16 protein-coding genes and 1 tRNA gene are annotated in these 19,440 nt (G+C 51.7%); 6 read left to right on the top strand and 11 right to left on the bottom strand.

Annotation, left to right across the window (positions count from 1 at the left end; translation table 11 throughout):
* Positions 1-11: 11 nt before the first annotated feature.
* From LBJ36_12395 to ribD, 10 genes are all read right to left on the bottom strand, one after another.
* A complete protein-coding gene (locus LBJ36_12395) occupies positions 12-650 on the bottom strand; it encodes a hypothetical protein (protein ID MDR1379831.1) in 639 nt (212 codons plus the stop codon).
* Between the two features lie 9 nt (positions 651-659).
* Positions 660-881: an ATPase gene (locus tag LBJ36_12390; GenBank protein ID MDR1379830.1), complete on the bottom strand. Its 222-nt coding sequence runs from the start codon at positions 879-881 to the stop codon at positions 660-662.
* A complete protein-coding gene (locus tag LBJ36_12385) occupies positions 874-2,847 on the bottom strand; it encodes a hypothetical protein (protein ID MDR1379829.1) in 1,974 nt (657 codons plus the stop codon). The genes LBJ36_12390 and LBJ36_12385 overlap by 8 nt, the downstream gene beginning before the upstream one ends.
* Positions 2,844-3,287, bottom strand: a complete 444-nt coding sequence (locus tag LBJ36_12380) for a hypothetical protein (protein MDR1379828.1) — start codon at positions 3,285-3,287, stop codon at positions 2,844-2,846. The genes LBJ36_12385 and LBJ36_12380 overlap by 4 nt, the downstream gene beginning before the upstream one ends.
* Positions 3,265-3,741 (bottom strand): CBS domain-containing protein, encoded by a 477-nt coding sequence (locus LBJ36_12375; protein ID MDR1379827.1) that lies wholly within the window; start codon positions 3,739-3,741, stop codon positions 3,265-3,267. The genes LBJ36_12380 and LBJ36_12375 overlap by 23 nt, the downstream gene beginning before the upstream one ends.
* Positions 3,738-5,477: a WecB/TagA/CpsF family glycosyltransferase gene (locus tag LBJ36_12370; GenBank protein MDR1379826.1), complete on the bottom strand. Its 1,740-nt coding sequence runs from the start codon at positions 5,475-5,477 to the stop codon at positions 3,738-3,740. Before LBJ36_12370 ends, LBJ36_12375 begins: the two co-directional genes overlap by 4 nt.
* A 76-nt stretch (positions 5,478-5,553) precedes the next feature.
* On the bottom strand, positions 5,554-6,039 hold the full coding sequence (gene ribE / locus LBJ36_12365; protein ID MDR1379825.1) for a 6,7-dimethyl-8-ribityllumazine synthase: 486 nt from the start codon (positions 6,037-6,039) through the stop codon (positions 5,554-5,556).
* Between the two features lie 66 nt (positions 6,040-6,105).
* Positions 6,106-7,440, bottom strand: coding sequence for a bifunctional 3,4-dihydroxy-2-butanone-4-phosphate synthase/GTP cyclohydrolase II (locus LBJ36_12360; protein MDR1379824.1), 1,335 nt, complete (start codon positions 7,438-7,440; stop codon positions 6,106-6,108).
* Complete coding sequence (locus LBJ36_12355; GenBank protein MDR1379823.1) at positions 7,421-8,068, bottom strand: riboflavin synthase; 648 nt, start codon at positions 8,066-8,068, stop codon at positions 7,421-7,423. Before LBJ36_12355 ends, LBJ36_12360 begins: the two co-directional genes overlap by 20 nt.
* The gene (gene ribD / locus LBJ36_12350; protein ID MDR1379822.1) at positions 8,050-9,186 is read right to left on the bottom strand and encodes a bifunctional diaminohydroxyphosphoribosylaminopyrimidine deaminase/5-amino-6-(5-phosphoribosylamino)uracil reductase RibD; all 1,137 of its coding nucleotides are present in this window, start codon (positions 9,184-9,186) and stop codon (positions 8,050-8,052) included. The genes LBJ36_12355 and ribD overlap by 19 nt, the downstream gene beginning before the upstream one ends.
* 985 nt (positions 9,187-10,171) lie before the next feature.
* Between ribD and LBJ36_12345 the strand changes: the two genes are divergently transcribed.
* Entirely contained in the window at positions 10,172-12,556 is a 2,385-nt protein-coding gene (locus tag LBJ36_12345) for a methyl-accepting chemotaxis protein (protein ID MDR1379821.1), read from the top strand.
* A 98-nt stretch (positions 12,557-12,654) separates the two neighbouring features.
* A tRNA-Pro gene (locus LBJ36_12340) sits at positions 12,655-12,732 on the top strand.
* A 429-nt stretch (positions 12,733-13,161) separates the two neighbouring features.
* Here LBJ36_12340 and LBJ36_12335 read toward each other — a convergent pair.
* Positions 13,162-14,295 (bottom strand): LacI family transcriptional regulator, encoded by a 1,134-nt coding sequence (locus tag LBJ36_12335; protein ID MDR1379820.1) that lies wholly within the window; start codon positions 14,293-14,295, stop codon positions 13,162-13,164.
* A gap of 430 nt (positions 14,296-14,725) precedes the next feature.
* Between LBJ36_12335 and LBJ36_12330 the strand changes: the two genes are divergently transcribed.
* The 4 genes from LBJ36_12330 to uxaC all read left to right on the top strand — a co-directional run bounded on the left by LBJ36_12330 (position 14,726) and on the right by uxaC (position 19,085).
* Entirely contained in the window at positions 14,726-15,733 is a 1,008-nt protein-coding gene (locus LBJ36_12330) for a TRAP transporter substrate-binding protein (GenBank protein ID MDR1379819.1), read from the top strand.
* Between the two features lie 68 nt (positions 15,734-15,801).
* Positions 15,802-16,368 (top strand): TRAP transporter small permease, encoded by a 567-nt coding sequence (locus LBJ36_12325; GenBank protein MDR1379818.1) that lies wholly within the window; start codon positions 15,802-15,804, stop codon positions 16,366-16,368.
* On the top strand, positions 16,358-17,650 hold the full coding sequence (locus LBJ36_12320) for a TRAP transporter large permease (GenBank protein MDR1379817.1): 1,293 nt from the start codon (positions 16,358-16,360) through the stop codon (positions 17,648-17,650). Before LBJ36_12325 ends, LBJ36_12320 begins: the two co-directional genes overlap by 11 nt.
* Before the next feature lie 13 nt (positions 17,651-17,663).
* A complete protein-coding gene (uxaC, locus tag LBJ36_12315) occupies positions 17,664-19,085 on the top strand; it encodes a glucuronate isomerase (GenBank protein MDR1379816.1) in 1,422 nt (473 codons plus the stop codon).
* Positions 19,086-19,440 lie beyond the last annotated feature (355 nt).

The following is a 19,440-nucleotide window of genomic DNA, read 5'->3' as shown; positions in this document are numbered from 1 at the left end:
TCGCCGCCTCGTCATAAATCATCGCGAAGATCGGGCTTGAACGCGAATAAGGAAGGTAGTCGTTTCCATCGGGCGCGGAACGTATTGTCGACGACCCTTCCGCCCCCGCCGGCCTCGACCAGAACGAGACCGCCCCAAACGTCCCACAGTTCCTCGCGCACCTCCCGAATGTTTCCCCGAGAGGAAGGAGGCAGAAAAAGAGCGTCACCTTCCTCAACCAAAGCGACCCAGGATAAAGTAGAATTTCCTTGAATACAAGTCTGCGCCTCCACCGCCAAAGCCTCCAAAACAGCTCCATACCGAGGCGAATGGCGAAAGGTTTCCAGCCGCGAGCGTACCGCCTTCTCCAGCGTCTCGAAAAAAATGTCCTGAAGCTCCGCCTCGTAGCTTTTTTTCTGGCGCTTGACGTGATGGAGGTTGGTTTTTAAGACCTCTTCAAGATGTTTTTCGTGACTGCGGCGCAAACTATGAACAATACGCTCCACTTCAATGCGGCGGGCCGTAATGATATCCGCTAAATCCTCGTCCACGGAGCGCTTTAACGCCAGGCAGCGTTTTTTGTGTTGAGCTAACAAGGCTTCCTTGAACCCGACCAAGTCCTCGGATCCCGGTTCGCGATCATCCAGGAGTTCACCCGAAGGGCGGTTCATATCGGTCGGCTAGGCTATTCTCATGATGATCATGATGGCGACGACAAAGCCCAAAATGACCATCGTTTCGGGAATGGCCTCCAAGATAATAATCGTCCCCGACGTCTCCGGTTTTTCCGCTACGGTTCCCGCCCCAGCGCTGCCGATACGCGCTTGAGCGTAAGCCGTTGCCAGAGCGGGGATAGCCACAGCCAGTGCCGCGGCCAGCGCCATGATCGCTTTCTCACCCATTGTGTAAACTCCTCCTTTTGGCAAATGGTTTATATGCGAGAGTTCCATCTTCGTAAAATTTTCCCATGAACTCCACGTAATGGAGCCGAGCGGCGTGTAGGGCGGAGCCCCCGATCGCCAGAACGAAATTCAGAAGGTGGATGGCGAACGCCATGAAGAGCCCCACCAGCGGAACCTCTATAGTATCCACGAATGTGCTGGCCACCATCGCCAGAATAGCGGACGACAAACCAATGGCGGCGATTCGAACGTAACTGATAATGTTACCAATGGTGCTCAGAGACTCGATAATGCCCCCGATACCTCCGCCCCAAATCAGGAAAATCAGGGCAAAAATTAGCAGGATAACCGGAATGGAGAAAAAGGAAGCCGGCAATTGAGCGCGCAAAAACATCAGCGCCGCCACCAGACTCACAATCACCAGCAAACTTCCCAGCCGTTCCATCCAATGATGACGGTGTCGGTTCCGTATCCCCTGAATCACACCGATGAGCAGCCCCAGCGTCACGTGCGTAGTGCCCAAGGCCACGCTGAAACCCATGACCTGCAAGATCGCGTGGACTCGGTCCTCCCAGATGGGTCTCATGTGCAGAAGCCTGTGCCCCACGTCCCCGAAAAACTCCCCGAACATGGCTCCCCAGAAGATGCTCCAAAAGGCGACGAACAAGAGAATGACGCCCACATCCCGTAGGGTCTCCGTTTTCTTCTGCTTCAAATGCCGCCCCACCCACAGAATGAGAACGCCGTAGCCAATGTCTCCCACCATGCAGCCCGCGAAAAAGGGGAAGAAAAGCCCGATCAGGGGAGTCGGGTCATAGGCATTGTAGTGAGGTACACGTAGTAACTTCAGAAACAGTTCGAAGGGCTTGAAAATCGAGACGTTCCTCAAAGCGGTGGGAACCACTCCGTCTTTGGCGGGGTCAGGGGGCCGGGAGCGCACGATGACGAAATCGCCGAAATCCTCTTTCAATACCGCTTTCGTGCGGGCCAAATCTTTTTCCGGAATCCAGCCCTCCAAGCTGAAAAACTCCTCGTTCTCCTCGGCAGATGCCTCCATGAGGAGCTGTTCCATGCGGTCGTTCAGTAAAATGTAAACGGCGGCCAAATTCGCTCCCCACTGGTCGGAGAGTTTACGCAATTCTTCTCTATTCGCTCTTATCCGAGTCGGAGCCCGCCGCAAAAGCCGAGCGATCCGCGACGGCGCCGTTATCAGAAAGGATTTTTCGTCGGCGTTGTCCTTGGTCCAATCGCTTTCCTCAGCGTCAAAATTGGTTTCTTTCGCTTTTTTCTTCTCTGTATAGTCAAGCAACCGCCAACGAGAGCCCTGAAGGTTGGTGACTCCGTTTCTGATTTTGGGCTGCACCTCGTAGGAGGCACTGGTCACCAGATAAGAAGAACCGTCGTTGAAATCGATGGAATGGTAGCGAAACCAAGGCTTTTCATGGCCACTGGGTAAAAGATCCAGCTCTCCATTGATTTTAGAGATCAACGCGTGTTGTCCTTGTCGCGGCAAACGCCAGATCGCCATCTCTCCCCGGACGGTCTTCTCCTGCTCTAAAAACCCTTGGGCGCGTTTCAAAATGAGATTGGCCTTTCGCAGCTCAATAAAGTCGTTCTGTAGTCTTTCCTGGTTTCTCCTAATCCAAACGAGACGCGATTGAATGCGTTGCAGACTTCTCTCGATCTCCTCCGTCATCGCTTCTAGATCCTGGGAAAGGTTATAGCGCACATTTTCCACAAAGGCGTCCGTCAGTTTCCGCCACTCGTCCCACCGAAGAGCTTCGATAAGATTCAACGCCTTCCCCCTCTGCTCCCGCAGTTTTTCCAGGAGAAAACGATGGCTTCCGTCCATGGCTTCCTCGGACGTGGTCAAATGGAAAACTCCAAGCTCGTAAAGGCGGCTCACAACAACGGATTTTTTATCCCGCACCCCCCACAGAGCGACCCTTGCCATGTGTGTGATCATGAAGCGCCACCTCCTTTCGTTTCAGAAACCACCACTTCGGAGGACGCTAACACGTCCCCTTCTCCCGTCGGGGGAAGCAGCCGAAGAATGGTTTGCTCCGCCAGGGTGTCCAGAATTTTTTCATCCAGAACCCGCTCCCGGACGCGGGCTTTCCATTGGGCGAGTTCCGCCTCGGTTTCCGCTTTGTCCTGGGCGACGCGCGCTTCGGCATTCCGTCCCTCCATGCGAGCGATCTCGATAGTCCGGTCGGACAAAGAATTCAAACGCCACAAGGTCTCCTCCTTGAAACGCTCCATTTCGGTTTTCTTATCCTCCATGTCCTCGGCGAGCCGAGCGCGCAACGCTTCTAGCTCCGTCCAGGTCGAGACGAGAGGGTCAAGTTCAGGGGACGAAGGCTTCGCCTTACCAAGTACCTTATTAAGCTTCGCCTTGTTCCACATTGCGCGCATAGCCCTCAAGCATGAAATTCCACAGAGCCCGGCGGTCTATGATACCGATCAAAACGCCGTCTTCTACAACGGGAAGGCGGCGAAAATGTTTGCGTATCATCAGGTCGGCAATGGACATCAGGCTTACGTAAGGCTCCACAGCGATAGGAGGCTTGACCATATAGTCCCGAACGGGCAGGTCACCCAGCTTCTCCAACTCCCTCGCAAACTCCTCTTCTTCTCCGCTCAGAAACGAGCTTTGGGTGAGAACCTCCAGGTAGGAGGGAGTCGCGGCGCGTAAAATGTCGGTCTCGGAGAGAAAGCCCACGAGTCGCCAATCTACATCCACCACCGGCAGCCCCGCCACGCTGTGAGAATAAAAAATATCAATGGCCTCGCTGATAGTACTATGCTCCATGACCACCGTCAAGTCGCGGTCCATCAGATCTCCCACCGTAGTGATCATTCCTGATGCCCCTCCTTCCAAGAATAAAGTCCCACCCGCGTCAGCAAAACACGAAAAACGAAGACGATCAACATCAAGTCCTTTTTCCAGCGGAAGGGTTCCTGACATAACCTGAAAAGCCACTCCAGTCCCATTTTTTGCATGATGGCCGGAGCACGTCTCAATTGTCCGGAAAGCACGTCAAAAGCACCGCCAATGCCCACGGCCAAGACATTGCCCAGCCGGTGAGAGTGGCGAACCACCCATTTTTCCTGGCGAGGAATTCCCATAGCCACAAAGAGAATTTTCGTTCCAGACCGCACCACGGACTCCACCACCGAAAGGTCGTCTATAGCAAAATAGCCATCTCGGGCTCCTGCCACCACCAGCCCCGGATACCGCGCAGCCATGACCTTGGCGCAGACCAAGGCCGTGTTGCCTCTAGATCCCAGAAAATACACCGGCCACCCTTCCACCGCCGCCATCCGGCAGAGCTGTTCCGCAAAGTCTATGCCCGTTACCCGTTCTTGGATGGGCATACCCAGAAAGCGCAATCCCCACAAAAGACCCACCCCGTCCGACAGAACTATCGCCGAATGTCTCAAGACGCGATGATATTCTTTGTCACGCACCGCCTCGTTCATTCCCAGGGCGTTGACTGTGGCTACCAGTCGCGTTCCGCTGGCGGACAAAACCATGCCCCTAGCTCTGGCCAGTGCGTAGTTAAGGGACATGTTATCGACGGAGACGCCCCAAAGGTGGGGTTTCGTGTGGGTCATAGGGGACCTGTGCCGGTACTTCCAAAGCAGCAAACCTAGCAGTACAAAAACCACCCATCCCATGGCGGCCCATCCGATCCACGTCGCGTAGTTGGGCGGGTATTGAGACAGGGTCGTGAGGGTTCCTAAAAAGGCGCAAAGGCCGGCGATCACCCGCACAGCGTCGGGATGATCCAACCCGCTCCGAATCAATTTACGGTAGAGCCTTTCCGTGCCGTGAGAGGCGTCGGACAAGGCCAAACTTACCAGGTGGAAGGAGGCTTCCGCGAAGGGAATAGCGAAAAGCCCCAGGGATAGATAGAACATAGAGCTAAAAACGATACCCTTGCTGACTCCCAGGATTGCCGTCCCAGCGGCCAGAGTTCCCCACATCGCCGATAATGCTTTACCCGCCTGACGGTAGAAGTTGCTGAAACGGCTCCAAAACGCCACCAAGAGGAGAAGCCCACCGAAGGACATAAAAAAAGCGTCCTGCATCCCCCGCATCGCCAACACGACAGAGGTCAGCATCAGAGAAAAAGTCACGGCCAACATGTACCCCACCAGGCCGGGAATCCCATCCAACTGCTGCAAAACGAGGGGGAAAGCCATGAACCACAGGGCTGTGACGATGATCGACGTCAGGGGAGTCAGGTAGATATACTCCCCATCCACAAAACTGATGAAGCTGATGGACGGACCGAAAAGGGCGCAGGAAAGGCCGATGAGAAGATACGCCCAACGCCAAGAACGTTTGGGCCAGCAGACCTCCGTCAACCCCACTATTCCCGCGATAAAAGCGGCACCCACCACGAATCGAGACTGAGGCGAGCCGAACCAGATCGCCAACAGCAACCACGCCGCGGCTAGAATCAAGTCGCGCAAGTAACCGTATTGCCGCGCGTCGAAAAACCTTTTTGTCAGGTATTGAACGAGGACGCACAAAACGGCCGCGCTTACACACCCCAATATCATTTCCAAGCTATAGGAAACGGTCAAAAGAAACGACACCTCCGGAGCGAATTCAATTTATGCTGGGGAAGACGAAGTTTATAAAACCCACAAATTCTGTTAGTTAAACGCCGCCTTTTTCTCCGACTCGGATGTTTCTCAAGAGGTTAGCCATTTCGATGGCCCCACAGGCGCAATCCGCTCCTTTGTTCCCCGCCTTGCTGCCGGCCCTCAGGAGGGCTTGCTCTAAAGTATCGCAGGTCAGGACGCCGAACAGGACGGGAACGCGCTGTTCCAAGCCCACAAGGGCCAGCCCTTTGGACACCTCCGAGGATACATAGTCGAAGTGAGGTGTATCCCCGCGAATGACAGCCCCCAAGGCGATAATCGCGTCGTACTTGCCGGAAAGAGCAAGTTCCTTGGCCACTAAAGGCAGCTCCCAGGAGCCTGGAGCCCAATAAACCTCTATATGCTGGTAAGACACATCATGACGCAAAAGCGCGTCTTTCGCCCCCTCAAGAAGTTTGTTGGAGATCAACTCGTTGAAACGGGAAACGACAATCGCTATCGAAAGCTTCGTACCTATCAATTTTCCTTCCACTATTTTCATTCCCCGAACCTCCCATATTGACGTGTATTGACATGTATTGACGTGTGTATCTCGCGAACCGTCACGTTACAGCGAGTGCAGTAAATGCCCCATCTTGCTTTCTTTGGTGCGCATGTAATCCTTATTGAACTCGTTGGGTTCGATCACTAATGGTACTCTATCTATGATCTGAAGGCCATGTCCTTCCAGACCCACGATTTTGTGGGGATTGTTGGTCAGAAGGCGGATTTTTTTTAACCCCAAGTCTTTCAAGATTTGAGCGCCCGTGCCATAGTCACGCAAGTCCGGGGCGTAGCCCAAAGCAATATTCGCGTCTACCGTATCCATACCCTCTTCCTGAAGTTTGTAGGCCTTCAGCTTATTGAGGATTCCTATGCCGCGCCCTTCTTGGCGCATGTAAAGTAACACCCCAACGCCTTCTTTGCCGATCATTTCCAGAGCGGTGTGAAGCTGGGGGCCACAGTCGCAGCGCAAGGACCCGAATACGTCGCCTGTCAGGCATTCGCTGTGGACGCGCACCAAAACATTGGAGACGCTGGAGATGTCCCCCTTCACCAGGGCGATATGGGTATGGCCATCGTCGTCCTCCAAGGTATTGCGGTAGGCGTGGGCGCGAAACAGTCCGAACTCCGTCGGCAGATTGACCTCGACAACCTTCTCCACGAGTTTTTCACGAGTAGCGCGCCAAGCGATGAGGTCCCGCACGGTAATCAGCCTCAACCTATGCTGGACCGCGAAAGGCGCCAGATCCGGTAAACGCGCCATTGTTCCGTCTTCTTTCATAATTTCGCAACACAACCCCGCCAGAGGCAACCCCGCTAACCGCACCAGGTCTACCGTGGCCTCCGTGTGCCCCGCCCGTTTTAAGACACCGCCCGTTTTGGCGGCCAAAGGAAACAAATGCCCCGGCCGGTAGAAGTCATCGGGACGCGCCTCTGGGTCCGCCAAAAGCCGCGCGGTGATCGCCCGCTCCTCGGCGGAGATTCCCGTAGAGATACCTTCTTTCGCGTCCACCGACACCAGAAACGCTGTTCCGTGTTTATCCGAACTTTGTTTCGTCATGAGATCCAACTGGAGCCGCTTCGCGATCTCTTCTGAAACCGGCGCACAAATCAAACCCCGGGCGTGACGAGCCATGAAGTTGATTTTCTCCGTGGTGGCGTGCGCCGCCGCCATAATCACGTCACCTTCGTTCTCCCTGGATTCATCGTCCACAACCAAAACCATACGGCCCTGGCGGATGTCCTCGATCGCGTCCTCAATCGTGTCGAATTTCACGGCATCAAACCTTACTTCGTTCCTTACTTCAAACCTTACTTCGTTCCTTACTTCGTTGCCCACCAGTTCCGTTTCTCCATATTCTTCGGCCGATTGCCGGCCTTTATCCATAACCAAGTTCATACATCTCCCCCAACGTCAAACCCGACGTCGCTGAAGCGCGCTCTGGGCTCAGCAATCGCTCCACGTACTTCCCGATGACGTCGGTCTCTATATTGACGACATCTCCCGGCGCGAGGCGGCCCAAGGTGCAGCTCTCCAGTGTTGTCGGAATCAGCCCCACGGAAAAACCTCCAGCGCCCGCGTCGATCACGGTCAAACTGACCCCGTCCACCGCCACGGACCCTTTTGGCACGATATAACGCGTCACGTCTTGGTCGGCGCGGAAAAAAGCCTTTTTCGTCCGAGCCGAGCCTGACAGTTTCTCGACCTTCGCTGTTCCGTCCACATGTCCCAGCACCAGATGCCCGTCCAAGCGCTCGCCCAACTTCATCGCTCGCTCCAGGTTCACGAAAACTCCCCGTGTCAAAAAAACGAAACGCGTCCGTTTCACGGTTTCTGGCATCATTTCCACGTCGAAGACGCTCGCCCTCACCGCCGCCACAGAAAGACAAGCCCCACTTACTGACACGGACTGTCCCAACGCCAACTCCGAGGCGAACTCCGGGCATTCGATAGAAAGGCGAAAGACGTCACGGGTTTCTCGGACGTCCAAGACTTTCCCTATTGCTTCTACAAGGCCGGTGAACATCGAAAAATCCCCTCCACAAGCAGGTCCTCCCCCGCGCGTCTCACCGTCGTCTCTCTCAGACGAACCGTGTTCCCCATAGAATCGAAACGCAACCCCTCTCCCAGCCCGCGCCCTTCGCCTAACAAAGACGCCGACGCGAAAAGGACCAGGGAGTCGCAAAACTCCGCCTCAATGAAGGCGGAAATGACCTTGGGGCCGCCTTCGACCATCAAGGACTGTACCTGCCGCGTCGTCAGTTCCTGAAGAACGGATTTCAAATCAACACGTCCTCCAACGGAGGGGACGACGCAAACTTCTGCCCCCGCCTGTTCGAGGGTCCGCTTTTTTCTCGAAAATCCTGAACCGTCGCCATCCGCGAAAATCAGACACCCCCCTTGTAAGACACGGGAATTTAGGGGCAACGAAAGATCCACGTCTAATATTATGCGTAAAGGCGATTTACCGCAAGTGTTCCGCGCCGTCAGTTCGGGATCGTCCACTCGGACCGTTCCCACACCCACAAGAATCCCATCGTGCTCGGCCCGCAGAAGATGCGCCCAATTTCTTGCTGTATCGCCGGTGATCCACTTGCTCTCTCCAGAAGCAAGGGCCATTTTCCCATCTAATCCTGTGGCGGCCTTCAATGTGACCCAAGGACGATTCAGGGTTTTGCTCCTGAAAAACCCTCTGTTCAGCCATTTGCACTCTTTTTCCAAACAGGGAAATGACACTTCCACCCCCGCAGCCTTCAGAATTTCGAGTCCCTTCCCCTTTACCTTGGGGTTGGGGTCCACTGAACCGACAACAACACGAGCGATCCCCTCATCCACCAACCGTGGAGCGCAGGGAGGTGTTTTTCCGAAATGGGAGCAAGGCTCCAAGGTGACGTAGGCCGTGGCGCCCTTCGTTTCCCCGCCTTTTTTTGCCGCGTCATTCAGGGCGACCACCTCGGCGTGGGGTCCTCCCCATCGAGCGTGATATCCCTCACCAATAACGCGTCCTTCTTTCACCAACACACAACCGACTCTAGGGTTAGGGGAAGTCGTGTCTAATCCCCGCCAAGCCAGAGAAAGAGCGTGACTCATATAGTATTCGTCTATTTTACGTTTCGCGATCATGTCCAAACTTCCTCTATCCACAAAAATCCAAAACAAATATCCACAAAAATCCAAAACAAAAAACATTGATCTTACGCAAATACAACCCAACGTCGCGACTCCAGAACCGCCCGCGACTCCAGAACCACCCCAGAACCGCTGTTGATATTTTAACTCCTTTAGCTTCCTATAACTCTTTTCATTTCCCAAATCAATATTACAAACGAAACATTAATTTCGTTTGCTTCAGCAATCCTTTACCAAACGCTTCTCTTATCGCTTCTCTTATCGCTTCTCTTATTGCTTCTAATATTGCTTCTAATTCACATATCGCCTTGAAAGTATCACTTCAAACACAACCCAAGCAACCTGTGTTTTTCTGCATCGAACCCAATATCCTAACTTGTGATACTACTTTACTACTTTGATCTCTTTTCGTCTAGTGCCTCTACCTTTGAACAACTACATATTGAACAACTACAATTTCTAACTAACTTATATTGGACTAAAGTGCAGAAAAATGTTATTATCTGAATTAGTAAAATTATAGAGTGAGGATGAGGTGAATGTCATATTTTTTGCTAATGTTTTTTTATTTAATAATTGATATACGTATTAAGTGGCTATATTACGTAGCTTTTTTCTGTCTTTTGTTCGTAACAAAGAGATATTTCTGTTTTCCCACTCAATATCACATAAATATAATTCAAACGCGTCAAGACGACTTTTTTTAATGTTCAAGCTCTTGGTAAAAAATTTTCGCTCAGGTCTTCCTGTGCCTAATATTATCATTTTTAGTTCCGAGAGGCCTTGATTGAATGATTACATAAGATATAATTATTGTTCAGCTGAACTAAAACATCAAAGCGATATATGGATATACTAGATATATAGATATACTAATGGATATACTCTAATGGATATACTGAATGAAAGAAAACTCTAATGGATATACTAATGAAAGAAAACTCTTTTTTCAAACTCTAGAAAAGCCTTTTACAAGACAAACTTAAAGAGGATGAGGTATATGTGGAAAAATTTTAAAATCCGTTCTAAGTTGTTAATAGGGTTTGGGTTGCTCTTGGTTGTGTTTCTTGGAGCTGTCGTTGTGACGTGGAGAAGTTTAGAGACTGTCAGAAGGGGTAATGAAGAACTAGCACAGGCTATCGTTCCTATCATGCGAGAAACATCGAATCTGGAACAATCCACTTATGAGTTTTTGCTTTCTTTTCGTCGGATGCAGTACGAGCAAACGGAAGCAAGTTTTGCGGATGTGAAGGCGAAAGAGGCGGTCGTTCAGAAGAATATCGACGTCATTCTCGCCTTCGGCATGACTCATCCGACCCTCTACTCCATAAAATACGTTCAAGATAAATTTGTGGAATCTTACAAGGACTTCGCGGATTCCGTCAATAAAACTATAGTCGCCATCAGAAAAAAGAAGGAGCGCGACCTTGCCGCTAAGGATCATGGGAATGAGATGACCAAAATTACCAGCGAAATAACAACGTCTTATGCAGAGGCCGCCACAGACACGGTGATAACCCTTGACGCGAGCAAGATCGAAGAGAATATTAGCGGCTTCCAGAAGAGTATGAACATTTTGGTCGGAATTCAAACTCTGCGCCTCGATATGCTGAGAGCGACGAGCACCAACAATGCTCGCATGATGGAGGAAGCGCATAAGGAAATTCCGTCTTTCGAAAAGGATTTTGCCGCTTTGCGGGACGTCAGCGGCAACGCCAAAAGCATAACTCTGCTGAATCAGGCGATCAAGGCGACCCAAAATTACGCGGCCAGTCTAAGAGATGTAGCGCAGGGCCAGAAGGTTTTTGAAGAAGAAAACAATATCTGCAGTTCTCTCGAACAGGTTATGAACAGAGAAAGTTTAAACGCTTTCGACATCGCGTGGGAGCGCGTGGCGACTATCTCATCAGAGAGCGTCGTCAATTTGGCAAGCGCCACTATGATTTTGCTCCTATCAGCGGCGATATCCCTTATTTTGGGAATCTTGATCGCGATTCTCATTTCTCGTGATATCTCCAGGCCTCTTTTCACCATCGTCACACTGGCTAAGCGCGCTGAAGAAGGCGATTTGACCATCGAGCGGAAGGAATTTGGCTATGAAGGCAAGGACGAACTGGGAGAATTGGCGGACGCCATTTCTAGTATGCTCGACAAACAAAAAGATAGTACGCAGCAAGTCGTAGATCTGGTGGGCGACCTTTCCACGAGCGCTAACAGTTTGTCGGCCATTTCCGAGAAGACAAACACCTCCATGGAAGAAATCAAGACATCCATCGAGCATGTTGCCGCTTCGAGTGAAAACAACAGCGCCGCGCTGGAGGAATGTAACGCCGGCATAGAGGAGATGAGCGCCGGGGCCGATGCCGTGGCTCAATCGGCAACAAACAGCGCCGCGTTTATTTCTCAGATCACCAACACCTCCAACAAAGCCATTCAAATGGTGAACAACGTCATCGTGGGTATGCGCAATGTAAACGTCAACGCCAAGAAAAGCGAAAACAAAACGCGACAATTAGTCGTCTCCGTCGAAAACGTCAACAGTTTTGTGTCGGTCATTACCGGCATCGCGGATCAGACGAATTTGTTGGCTCTAAACGCGGCTATCGAAGCGGCGCGGGCTGGCGAAGTGGGGCGAGGCTTTGCGGTCGTCGCTGAAGAGGTGCGCAAACTGGCGGAGGGATCAGCGCGAGCGGCCCGGAATGTGAACGGGATTATCGCGGAGCTCCAGAGCAACGCCCAAGAAAGCATCAACGCTACCGCCGAAGCGGGCCGGATGTTGATGGAAACCCTTACTCAGGCGGAACAGACGCAAGGTGACTTGAATGAAGCTCTTCAGGAGATGAACAAAGCCAATGACTCCATCCAGAACATCGCTGCCGTAGCGGAAGAACAAGCGGCCTCCAGTAGGGAAGTAGCGATAGCTATCAACAGCGCCACCAAATCTACAATAGAAATGGTGGAAGACCTTTCCAACATTCGTCGGGCAACGGAAGACACGGTTCAGTCCGCCCGAAGCGTGGCGGAACATTCCGAAGCTATGAGCGAACACTCTCAGGTCTTGACCGAGGTTCTTTCCTACTTTACGCTCTCTACCTCCACGGCTTCTTCCATGGCTTCTTCCATGGCTTCTTCCGGCAAGACCAAGGCCCTCCCCGCTCCAAGAGCTAAAACTCCGAAAGGGTTACACGATGAAAAAAGGAAAACGGAGTTATACGATGAACAAAAGAAAATAGGGTTACATGATGAAAAAAGGAAAATAGGGTTATACGATGAAAAAAGGAAAATAGGGTTACATGATGAAAAAAGGAAAATAGGGTTACACGATGAAAAAAGGAAAATAGGATTACACGATGAAAAAAGGAAAACGCGCTATCCCTTACATTGAAAGGATTTATGGAGATTTTTCGACTCGCGGATTTTGGTACAGTTTCATCGGAAGCTCTTGACCTTTGGCGAAAATCCTGTAGAATACACTAAGTTGTTCGGGACGTAGCGCAGTCTGGTTAGCGCATCTGCATGGGGTGCAGGGGGTCGGAGGTTCGAATCCTCTCGTCCCGACCAAGTTAGATTTCTATAAGTTTAAATGTTCGTAGTTTAATATTCATAAATTATAACGACAATGAAAAACTTTGAAGAATTTTGAAGAACTTTAATGAAGAATTTTGAAGAACTTTATTGATGACCTTTTGCCCTCCTTGCGAAAGGTCATTGTTTCTTGCGAAAGGTTATTGCTTCTTGCGAAAGGTTATTAAATGATATTCGGTGACTGTCATCGAAAAAACGCGGCCTGAAAAGCGCGGAAATTGAAAAGCGCGGAAATCAAGAAAATGTCCCTTTCTATCGACTTCTATCGACTTCTATCGACCACGCCCGACACAGCCGCCTTATTTTCATCATGACACAAGATGACACAAGATGACACAAGAGAGCGAGACGCCTTCACGAGCCAAATACCCGGATATTGACCCAGTTCCTCGGCCCGCTACAGTTTTATCTGACTTTAAAATTCGGGCTGAGAATTTCGCCGTGCGCGAGCTGATTGCCGGGTGACTCGACGGCGGAAAGAAAGTGTTTTTTGAGATTGCTTCTCAGGATGACCTCAGGTTTCAGCTGAAGTTGGGCGCTGGGGGGGTATTCGCTCTTCACAATATAATCAAACAAGGTTTTTACAGCGAGGTAACTTTGTCGCGCGATCTTTTTGTCGATGATTGCCGTCAGCTCTCCTCTTTCCAACGCGTTCAAACTCTCTTCGAAACTGTCGTTCCCGATGAGTTTCAGTTTACCCTTCATCCCCAAATCTTCAATCACCCGCAACATATAGACAGTATGGCGCGCGCTGCAAGAATAGATGGCGTAGACGCCCTCCACACTCCGCAGTGTTTGCTCCAGCTCGCGGCACACCTCAAGGTGACCCGCGCCCCGAAGCTGAATCAAGGTGAGATAAGGAGCGTTCTCTCTAATATAAGCGTCGAAACCCGCCGCGTTGTGAATCTGATCCGTCATCCCCAATTGACCAGAATGGCCGAGGAGGATCACTTTTCTTCGCGTCTTGTCCTCGTGGAACGCCGTGAGGAGTTCGGCTGCGAGGCTTCCCGCCATCTCGTCGCATGATTTTACGCAGCAAAACCTGCCGCCTCTGGAAATGTCGCTGCCGACATAAACGATGGGAACGCCGCGCTCGATGAATTTTTCAACAAAGTACAACGACTGTCCCTGATCCACGCCCATCGTGATGAGACCATCGAGTTTACCGATATGATTTTGACACAGACTTTCTAAGGCCGCTCCGTTCGCTCCATAAACGAACGAATACGTGCGTTCTATGGGCGCGATCGGAAACTCGGACACCTCAGCCAAAAAATCGCGGACGCCCCTCCACATCCGCCCATAGTAATACTTGTTGTCATCGACCGGCTCAGGCAAAACGATCGCTATACGGATGCTCTTGCGTTTCAAGGCGGAGGCAAGATAATTCGAGCGATATCCCATTTTCGCCGCCAATTCTCGAATGGTTTGCCGCATCTTTTCACTGACGCCGTCTTTGCCCTTCAACGCGCGGTGTACTGTGGTCGACGTTACCCCCATTGCCTCAGCGATATCTTTTAGTGTCGCTTTTGTCGTCATAAGGAGATCCTCTTCTTAACAAAAAGTTAACGATTACGTAAATTGTATCACATTTAATCAAGCAAAGAATATATTTTCGAGAGACCTTTCATTTCTTTGAGTTCAACTCTTTGAGTTCAACTAAAATTCATTAACTTTAAATCTTGACAATTGGATACGCTTCTGATAAATTCAAGTAAACGATAACGTTCCTTTCTTTTGCATGTTTGAACGCGACGCAGGGAAATTTTCTTCGATAATATTCGATATTAACTGAAGAGAAGGTGTTTTTGTGGTCGGTTTCGGACAGAATATTTTTATAATTATCGAGCGTATGAGATCGAGTAAACGATAACATGCTCTTCTTTTGGGATGTTTTTTGGGATGTTTGAACGCAACACGCGTTTTTAACATAGTGCTCCATCAATCAAATTTCGGGAGGGAAAAGATAATGAAGAAGTTTGTATGTATCGCTGTAGTGTCGGTGTTTTTTGCCGCTTTGGGCCTTGTTCTTTGCGCGAGTCCCAGCATGGCGGCGAGCAGCGTCAAGCTGGTCTACGCGGAGGTCAACCCAGCTGATTCTCTGATGGGCAGGACAGCTCAGGCGTTCAAGGAAAAGGTGGAGGAACTCTCCAAAGGGTCTCTCGTCATCGATATCCAGTTCAGCGGTGTTCTGGGCGCTGAGAACGACGTGCTTGACACCATGATTGGTGGAGGCGGCACAGTCGATATGTCTCGTATCGCGACGTACAGCCTGAACAGCTATGGCTCAAAGCTCATGTCTCTCCTGAGCGTTCCCTATACTCTTTCGGGGAGAGAGCATTTTTGGAAAATCGCGCGCAGCGAACTGGGCGCGAAACTGCTGAACGAGGCCACAGAACTCAAGCTCGGAGTCAAGGGACTTTTTTACGTTGAGGAGGGTTTCCGGCATTTCTTCTTTAACAGCAACATCGAAGGCCTCGCCAACTTGGCCGGCAAGAAGATCCGCGTATCCAACGACCCGATCATGACCGGCATGGTCAATGGTCTCAAAGCGTCTCCCACGGTGGTGTCGTTCAACGAACTCTATTCTTCGCTCTCCACGAAGGTGGTTGACGGCGCGGAACAGCCCATCGTCAATTATCAGAGTAACTCTTTCTTCGAGGTCGCGCCATTCATGATCCTGGACGGACACACTCTGGGCTGCGGTGAGGTCTTGATCACCGACAGCGCTTGGGATAAGCTCTCGGATGAGCACAAGGCTTTCATCGTCGAGGCCGGTAAATACGCCAGCGAATTCAACGCCAACCTTTCGGCGCAGATCGAGAAGGAATGCATAGACAGCTTGAAGACCGCAGGAGTTACCTTCATTGAGGTGAAAGACCTCGGCGAGTGGCAGGAAGCCTGTAAGGACGTCATCGCTCAATTCTCCAAAGGTATGGAGGAAGATTACAAAGCCATTCTCGACATGGCGAAATAACAGCCTAGCAAACGCTATCAGTCGAAAGACGGCGCTGGGTGACTCGTTTTGCCTCGCGCCGTCTTTTTATGTATCGACGATCGACGAAAGGAGAAAACGCCGTGGCGTCCTTTATTCAAAAGATCGACCGCGCAAAGCCGTTTTTCGACGCAGCGCACAGAACCGTTATGTTATTCTGCAAATTCCTGCTGGTGACGGATATTCTGATCACTTCCATGGCGGTGCTGGGACGGTACGTTTCTTTCATTCCCGACCCGGCCTGGAGTGAGGAGATTGTATTGACCTGCATGATTTACATGGCCGTCGTCAGCGCGTCCATGGCCCTGAGACGTAACGCCCACATCCGCATGACCGCCCTCGATATCTACTTGCCCGTGAGAGTCGTGCAAACCCTCGACGTAGTGGCCGACCTCGCCGTATCCGCGTTTTCCGTCATGATGCTCGTAGCGGGTTGGAAGTACTGCACGGGTCTGGGCAGTAAGGCTTTCTATACGAGTATGCCCACGCTGTCCAAGTTTTGGCTGTACTTTCCCATTCCACTAGCCGGCGTCTGTATGCTCGTTTTTGAGGCGGAAATCCTGTGCCGTCATATTGGGGCTTTTTTTGTGAAGGAGGTATCGAAGAATGAGTCCTGAAAACGTCGCCATTTTGATTTTGATCGGTGGGTTTCTCCTTATGGTTTTGCTGCGTTTTCCCATCGCTTACGCGGTCGGAATCTCGTCCGCCCTGTGCCTCCTATACCTCGGCAAACCCGTCTCCGTTGTCTGCCAGCAGATGGTAAAAGGGGTCAATTCGTTCAGCTTGATGGCCGTTCCCTTCTTTATAACTATGGGGATTCTCATGGGATCGGGAGGTATTTCGGAAAAACTGATCGCGCTGGCCGACGCCATCGTTGGATGGATGCGCGGAGGCTTGGCGATGGTGAACATCGTGGCCTCGTATTTCTTTGGCGGAATCTCCGGGTCCGCCGCGGCCGATACTGCGTCTTTGGGTTCCATCCTGATCCCCATGATGGTCGATCAGGGGTATGACGCCGATTTTTCCACAGCGGTCACCATCACGTCGTCCTGCGAGGGGCTTTTGGTGCCTCCCAGCCACAACATGGTGATTTACGCCACCACAGCCGGAGGGATCTCGGTGGGCAGCCTCTTCCTGGCGGGGTATATTCCGGGCGCGGTCCTGGCAATTTCACTGATGATCGGTTCGTATATCATTTCAGTGAAGCGAAACTACCCGAAGGGCTCGAAATTCAGTCTGATGAACTTCATCAAACAGGCGTGCAAATCGTTCTGGGCTCTAGCTGCGGTGGTAATCGTGGTTGTCGGAGTGGTGTGCGGATGGTTCACCGCGACGGAATCGGCCGCAATCGCTGTTATCTACAGCCTTTTCGTCAGCCTTTTCATATACAAGGGACTCGACATGAAGGGTGTCTGGCACGCTCTAGGTGAATGTGTGGACACACTCTCCATCGTGCTGGTTTTGATCGCCACGTCCTGCGTCTTCGGTTACTGTCTCACGCTCCTGCACGTGCCGGAAATAGCGGCCAAGGCCATCACCAGCGTGACAACGAACAAGATCATGCTAGCGTTGTTGATAAACGGTATTTTGCTGGTGTTGGGCTGCATTATGGACATGGCGCCCATCATCTTGATCGCCACGCCGATATTGTTGCCGCTTGCCACGTCGATCGGCATTCACCCCATTCAATTCGGCATCATCATCGTACTCAACTGCGGAATCGGCCTTTTGACTCCGCCGGTGGGGGCGGTGTTGTTTATCGGCTCCGCCGTCGCTCACCTGCCGATGGAGAAAGTCGTCAAAGCGACGCTGCCGTTTTATCTTTGCATGATCGTAGCCCTGCTGCTAGTCACGTTCATCCCCGGAATCAGCATGTTTTTGCCAAATCTTTTGAGATAAGGAGCGCGTTGCCGTGAAAACATTTTTGGACGAAAATTTTCTGTTGCCCAACGAGGCGGCGGAGCGGCTCTACAACGAGTACGCTAAAAATATGCCGATATTCGACTATCACTCACACCTGCCCATCCAGCAGATCGAGGACGACGTGAACTTCGAGAACCTGACGCAGGTATGGCTCTATGGCGACCATTACAAGTGGCGCGCCATGAGAGCCTGTGGTGTCCCCGAACGTTTAATCTCAGGTATCCCGGAGGCAGCGCCCGACTACGAACGTTTCGCGGCTTGGGCGGAAACGACGCCCCAAACTATTTGCAACCCGCTCTATCAATGGTCGCACCTGGAGCTGAGACGATATTTTGGGATAAACGAGCTTCTGTCCCCGGCGACGGCGAAAAAGATTTACGAACAATGCTCCGAAATGTTGAAGCAACCGGAATTTTCCGTTCGCTCCATCATTAAACGCAGCAACGTTTCGGTTATCTGCACCACGGATGATCCGGTGGACGATCTCAACTGCCACGCGCGCCTTGCCTCTCAAGAATGGGGCTGTAAAATTTACCCCGCTTGGAGGCCGGACAAGGCCCTAGCGGCACACGACGCTCCCGCCGTCAACGCGTGGATGGACAAGCTGGAGGCTGCGTGGGGACATGACATTTCTTCCTACTTCAACCTGCTGGAGGCCCTCGAAAGCCGTCACCAACACTTCGAGATCCGCGGCTGCAAACTATCGGACTATGGCATCGAGCGCCCTTACGCAGTTCCGTACACGGACGCGGACGTCGCGGTCTCATTTGAAAAACTCCGGAGGGGGCAATCTCTGACGGGTGACGAACTGGAACAGTACCGTTCTTCTCTGCTTTATGAAATGCTGAAAATGGACGCCCGCGCGAATTGGACGCAGCAATTGCACTTTGGGGCGAAGCGCAATAACAACTCGCGGGCTTTCGGTCTCTGCGGCCCGGATACAGGATACGACACCATCGGGCAGTTTTCCATAGGTGAGGCACTGGTCACGCTGCTGGATAGGCTGGAATCGGAGGGCTGCCTGGCTCGTACAATCGTTTACGTTCTGAACCCTAGCGACAACGACATGGTCGCCTCGATAGTGGGTTCGTTCATGGACGGTCGCACGCCTGGAAAAATGCAGTTTGGAACAGCCTGGTGGTACAACGACAATAAAGACGGCATGAATCGCCAACTCAGCGCTCTGTCCAACATCGGCCTGATTTCGCGATTTGTCGGGATGCTCACCGACTCGCGCAGCTTTCTTTCGTATCCGAGGCACGAGTATTTTCGCAGGCTGCTTTGCGCCAAACTCGGCGCGGAGATGGAGGCGGGGGAATTGCCGGGGGACTTCGACCTCGTTGGCGGGATCGTGCGGAATATCTGTTTCAACAACGCCGTGAACTATTTCGGAATGCCGCTCCCCAAATGAAGGTAACGAAAAAAGCGAAAAAAGCAGGAAACGTGAGGACGAGACTATGAAACCGGTGAAGATCCTTTAGTTTGGCGGGAAGATACTTCAGTTTGACGGAGTGATAACCCGGGCCATTGGGAAGATGTGCAAACTGTATGCCTGTATGAAGGAAGCCTGTATGAAGGAAGCCTATATGAAGGAAGCCTATATGAAGGAAGCGAAGTCGCGGAGCTTCCCGGCGGGCCACTGGAGCTGAAGGATTTTTCCCAGATTCACGGCCCGTCTCTGTCCGAGCGGCTGGAGAGCTTTTTCCCCGGCCTGCCCGCGAAGGTCCAGAGGGCGCTGTTGCATGAACTCTCCTGAAGCGAATATA

It is taken from the genome of Synergistaceae bacterium (assembly GCA_031267575.1).
Lineage (GTDB): Bacteria > Synergistota > Synergistia > Synergistales > Aminobacteriaceae > JAIRYN01.
The sequence above is the reverse complement of the archived record's forward strand: the minus strand, read 5'-3'. Positions and strand labels throughout refer to the sequence as shown.

Excerpts from the sequence above, each read along its gene's own strand:
- LBJ36_12395 (MDR1379831.1), bottom strand. The coding sequence starts at position 650 with ATGAACCGCCCTTCGGGTGAACTCCTGGATGATCGCGAACCGGGATCC.
- LBJ36_12390 (MDR1379830.1), bottom strand. The coding sequence starts at position 881 with ATGGGTGAGAAAGCGATCATGGCGCTGGCCGCGGCACTGGCTGTGGCT.
- LBJ36_12385 (MDR1379829.1), bottom strand. The coding sequence starts at position 2,847 with ATGATCACACACATGGCAAGGGTCGCTCTGTGGGGGGTGCGGGATAAA.
- LBJ36_12380 (MDR1379828.1), bottom strand. The coding sequence starts at position 3,287 with ATGTGGAACAAGGCGAAGCTTAATAAGGTACTTGGTAAGGCGAAGCCT.
- LBJ36_12375 (MDR1379827.1), bottom strand. The coding sequence starts at position 3,741 with ATGATCACTACGGTGGGAGATCTGATGGACCGCGACTTGACGGTGGTC.
- ribE (MDR1379825.1), bottom strand. The coding sequence starts at position 6,039 with ATGAAAATAGTGGAAGGAAAATTGATAGGTACGAAGCTTTCGATAGCG.
- LBJ36_12360 (MDR1379824.1), bottom strand. The coding sequence starts at position 7,440 with ATGAACTTGGTTATGGATAAAGGCCGGCAATCGGCCGAAGAATATGGA.
- LBJ36_12355 (MDR1379823.1), bottom strand. The coding sequence starts at position 8,068 with ATGTTCACCGGCCTTGTAGAAGCAATAGGGAAAGTCTTGGACGTCCGA.
- LBJ36_12345 (MDR1379821.1), top strand. The coding sequence starts at position 10,172 with ATGTGGAAAAATTTTAAAATCCGTTCTAAGTTGTTAATAGGGTTTGGG.
- LBJ36_12335 (MDR1379820.1), bottom strand. The coding sequence starts at position 14,295 with ATGACGACAAAAGCGACACTAAAAGATATCGCTGAGGCAATGGGGGTA.
- LBJ36_12330 (MDR1379819.1), top strand. The coding sequence starts at position 14,726 with ATGAAGAAGTTTGTATGTATCGCTGTAGTGTCGGTGTTTTTTGCCGCT.
- LBJ36_12325 (MDR1379818.1), top strand. The coding sequence starts at position 15,802 with ATGTATCGACGATCGACGAAAGGAGAAAACGCCGTGGCGTCCTTTATT.
- LBJ36_12320 (MDR1379817.1), top strand. The coding sequence starts at position 16,358 with ATGAGTCCTGAAAACGTCGCCATTTTGATTTTGATCGGTGGGTTTCTC.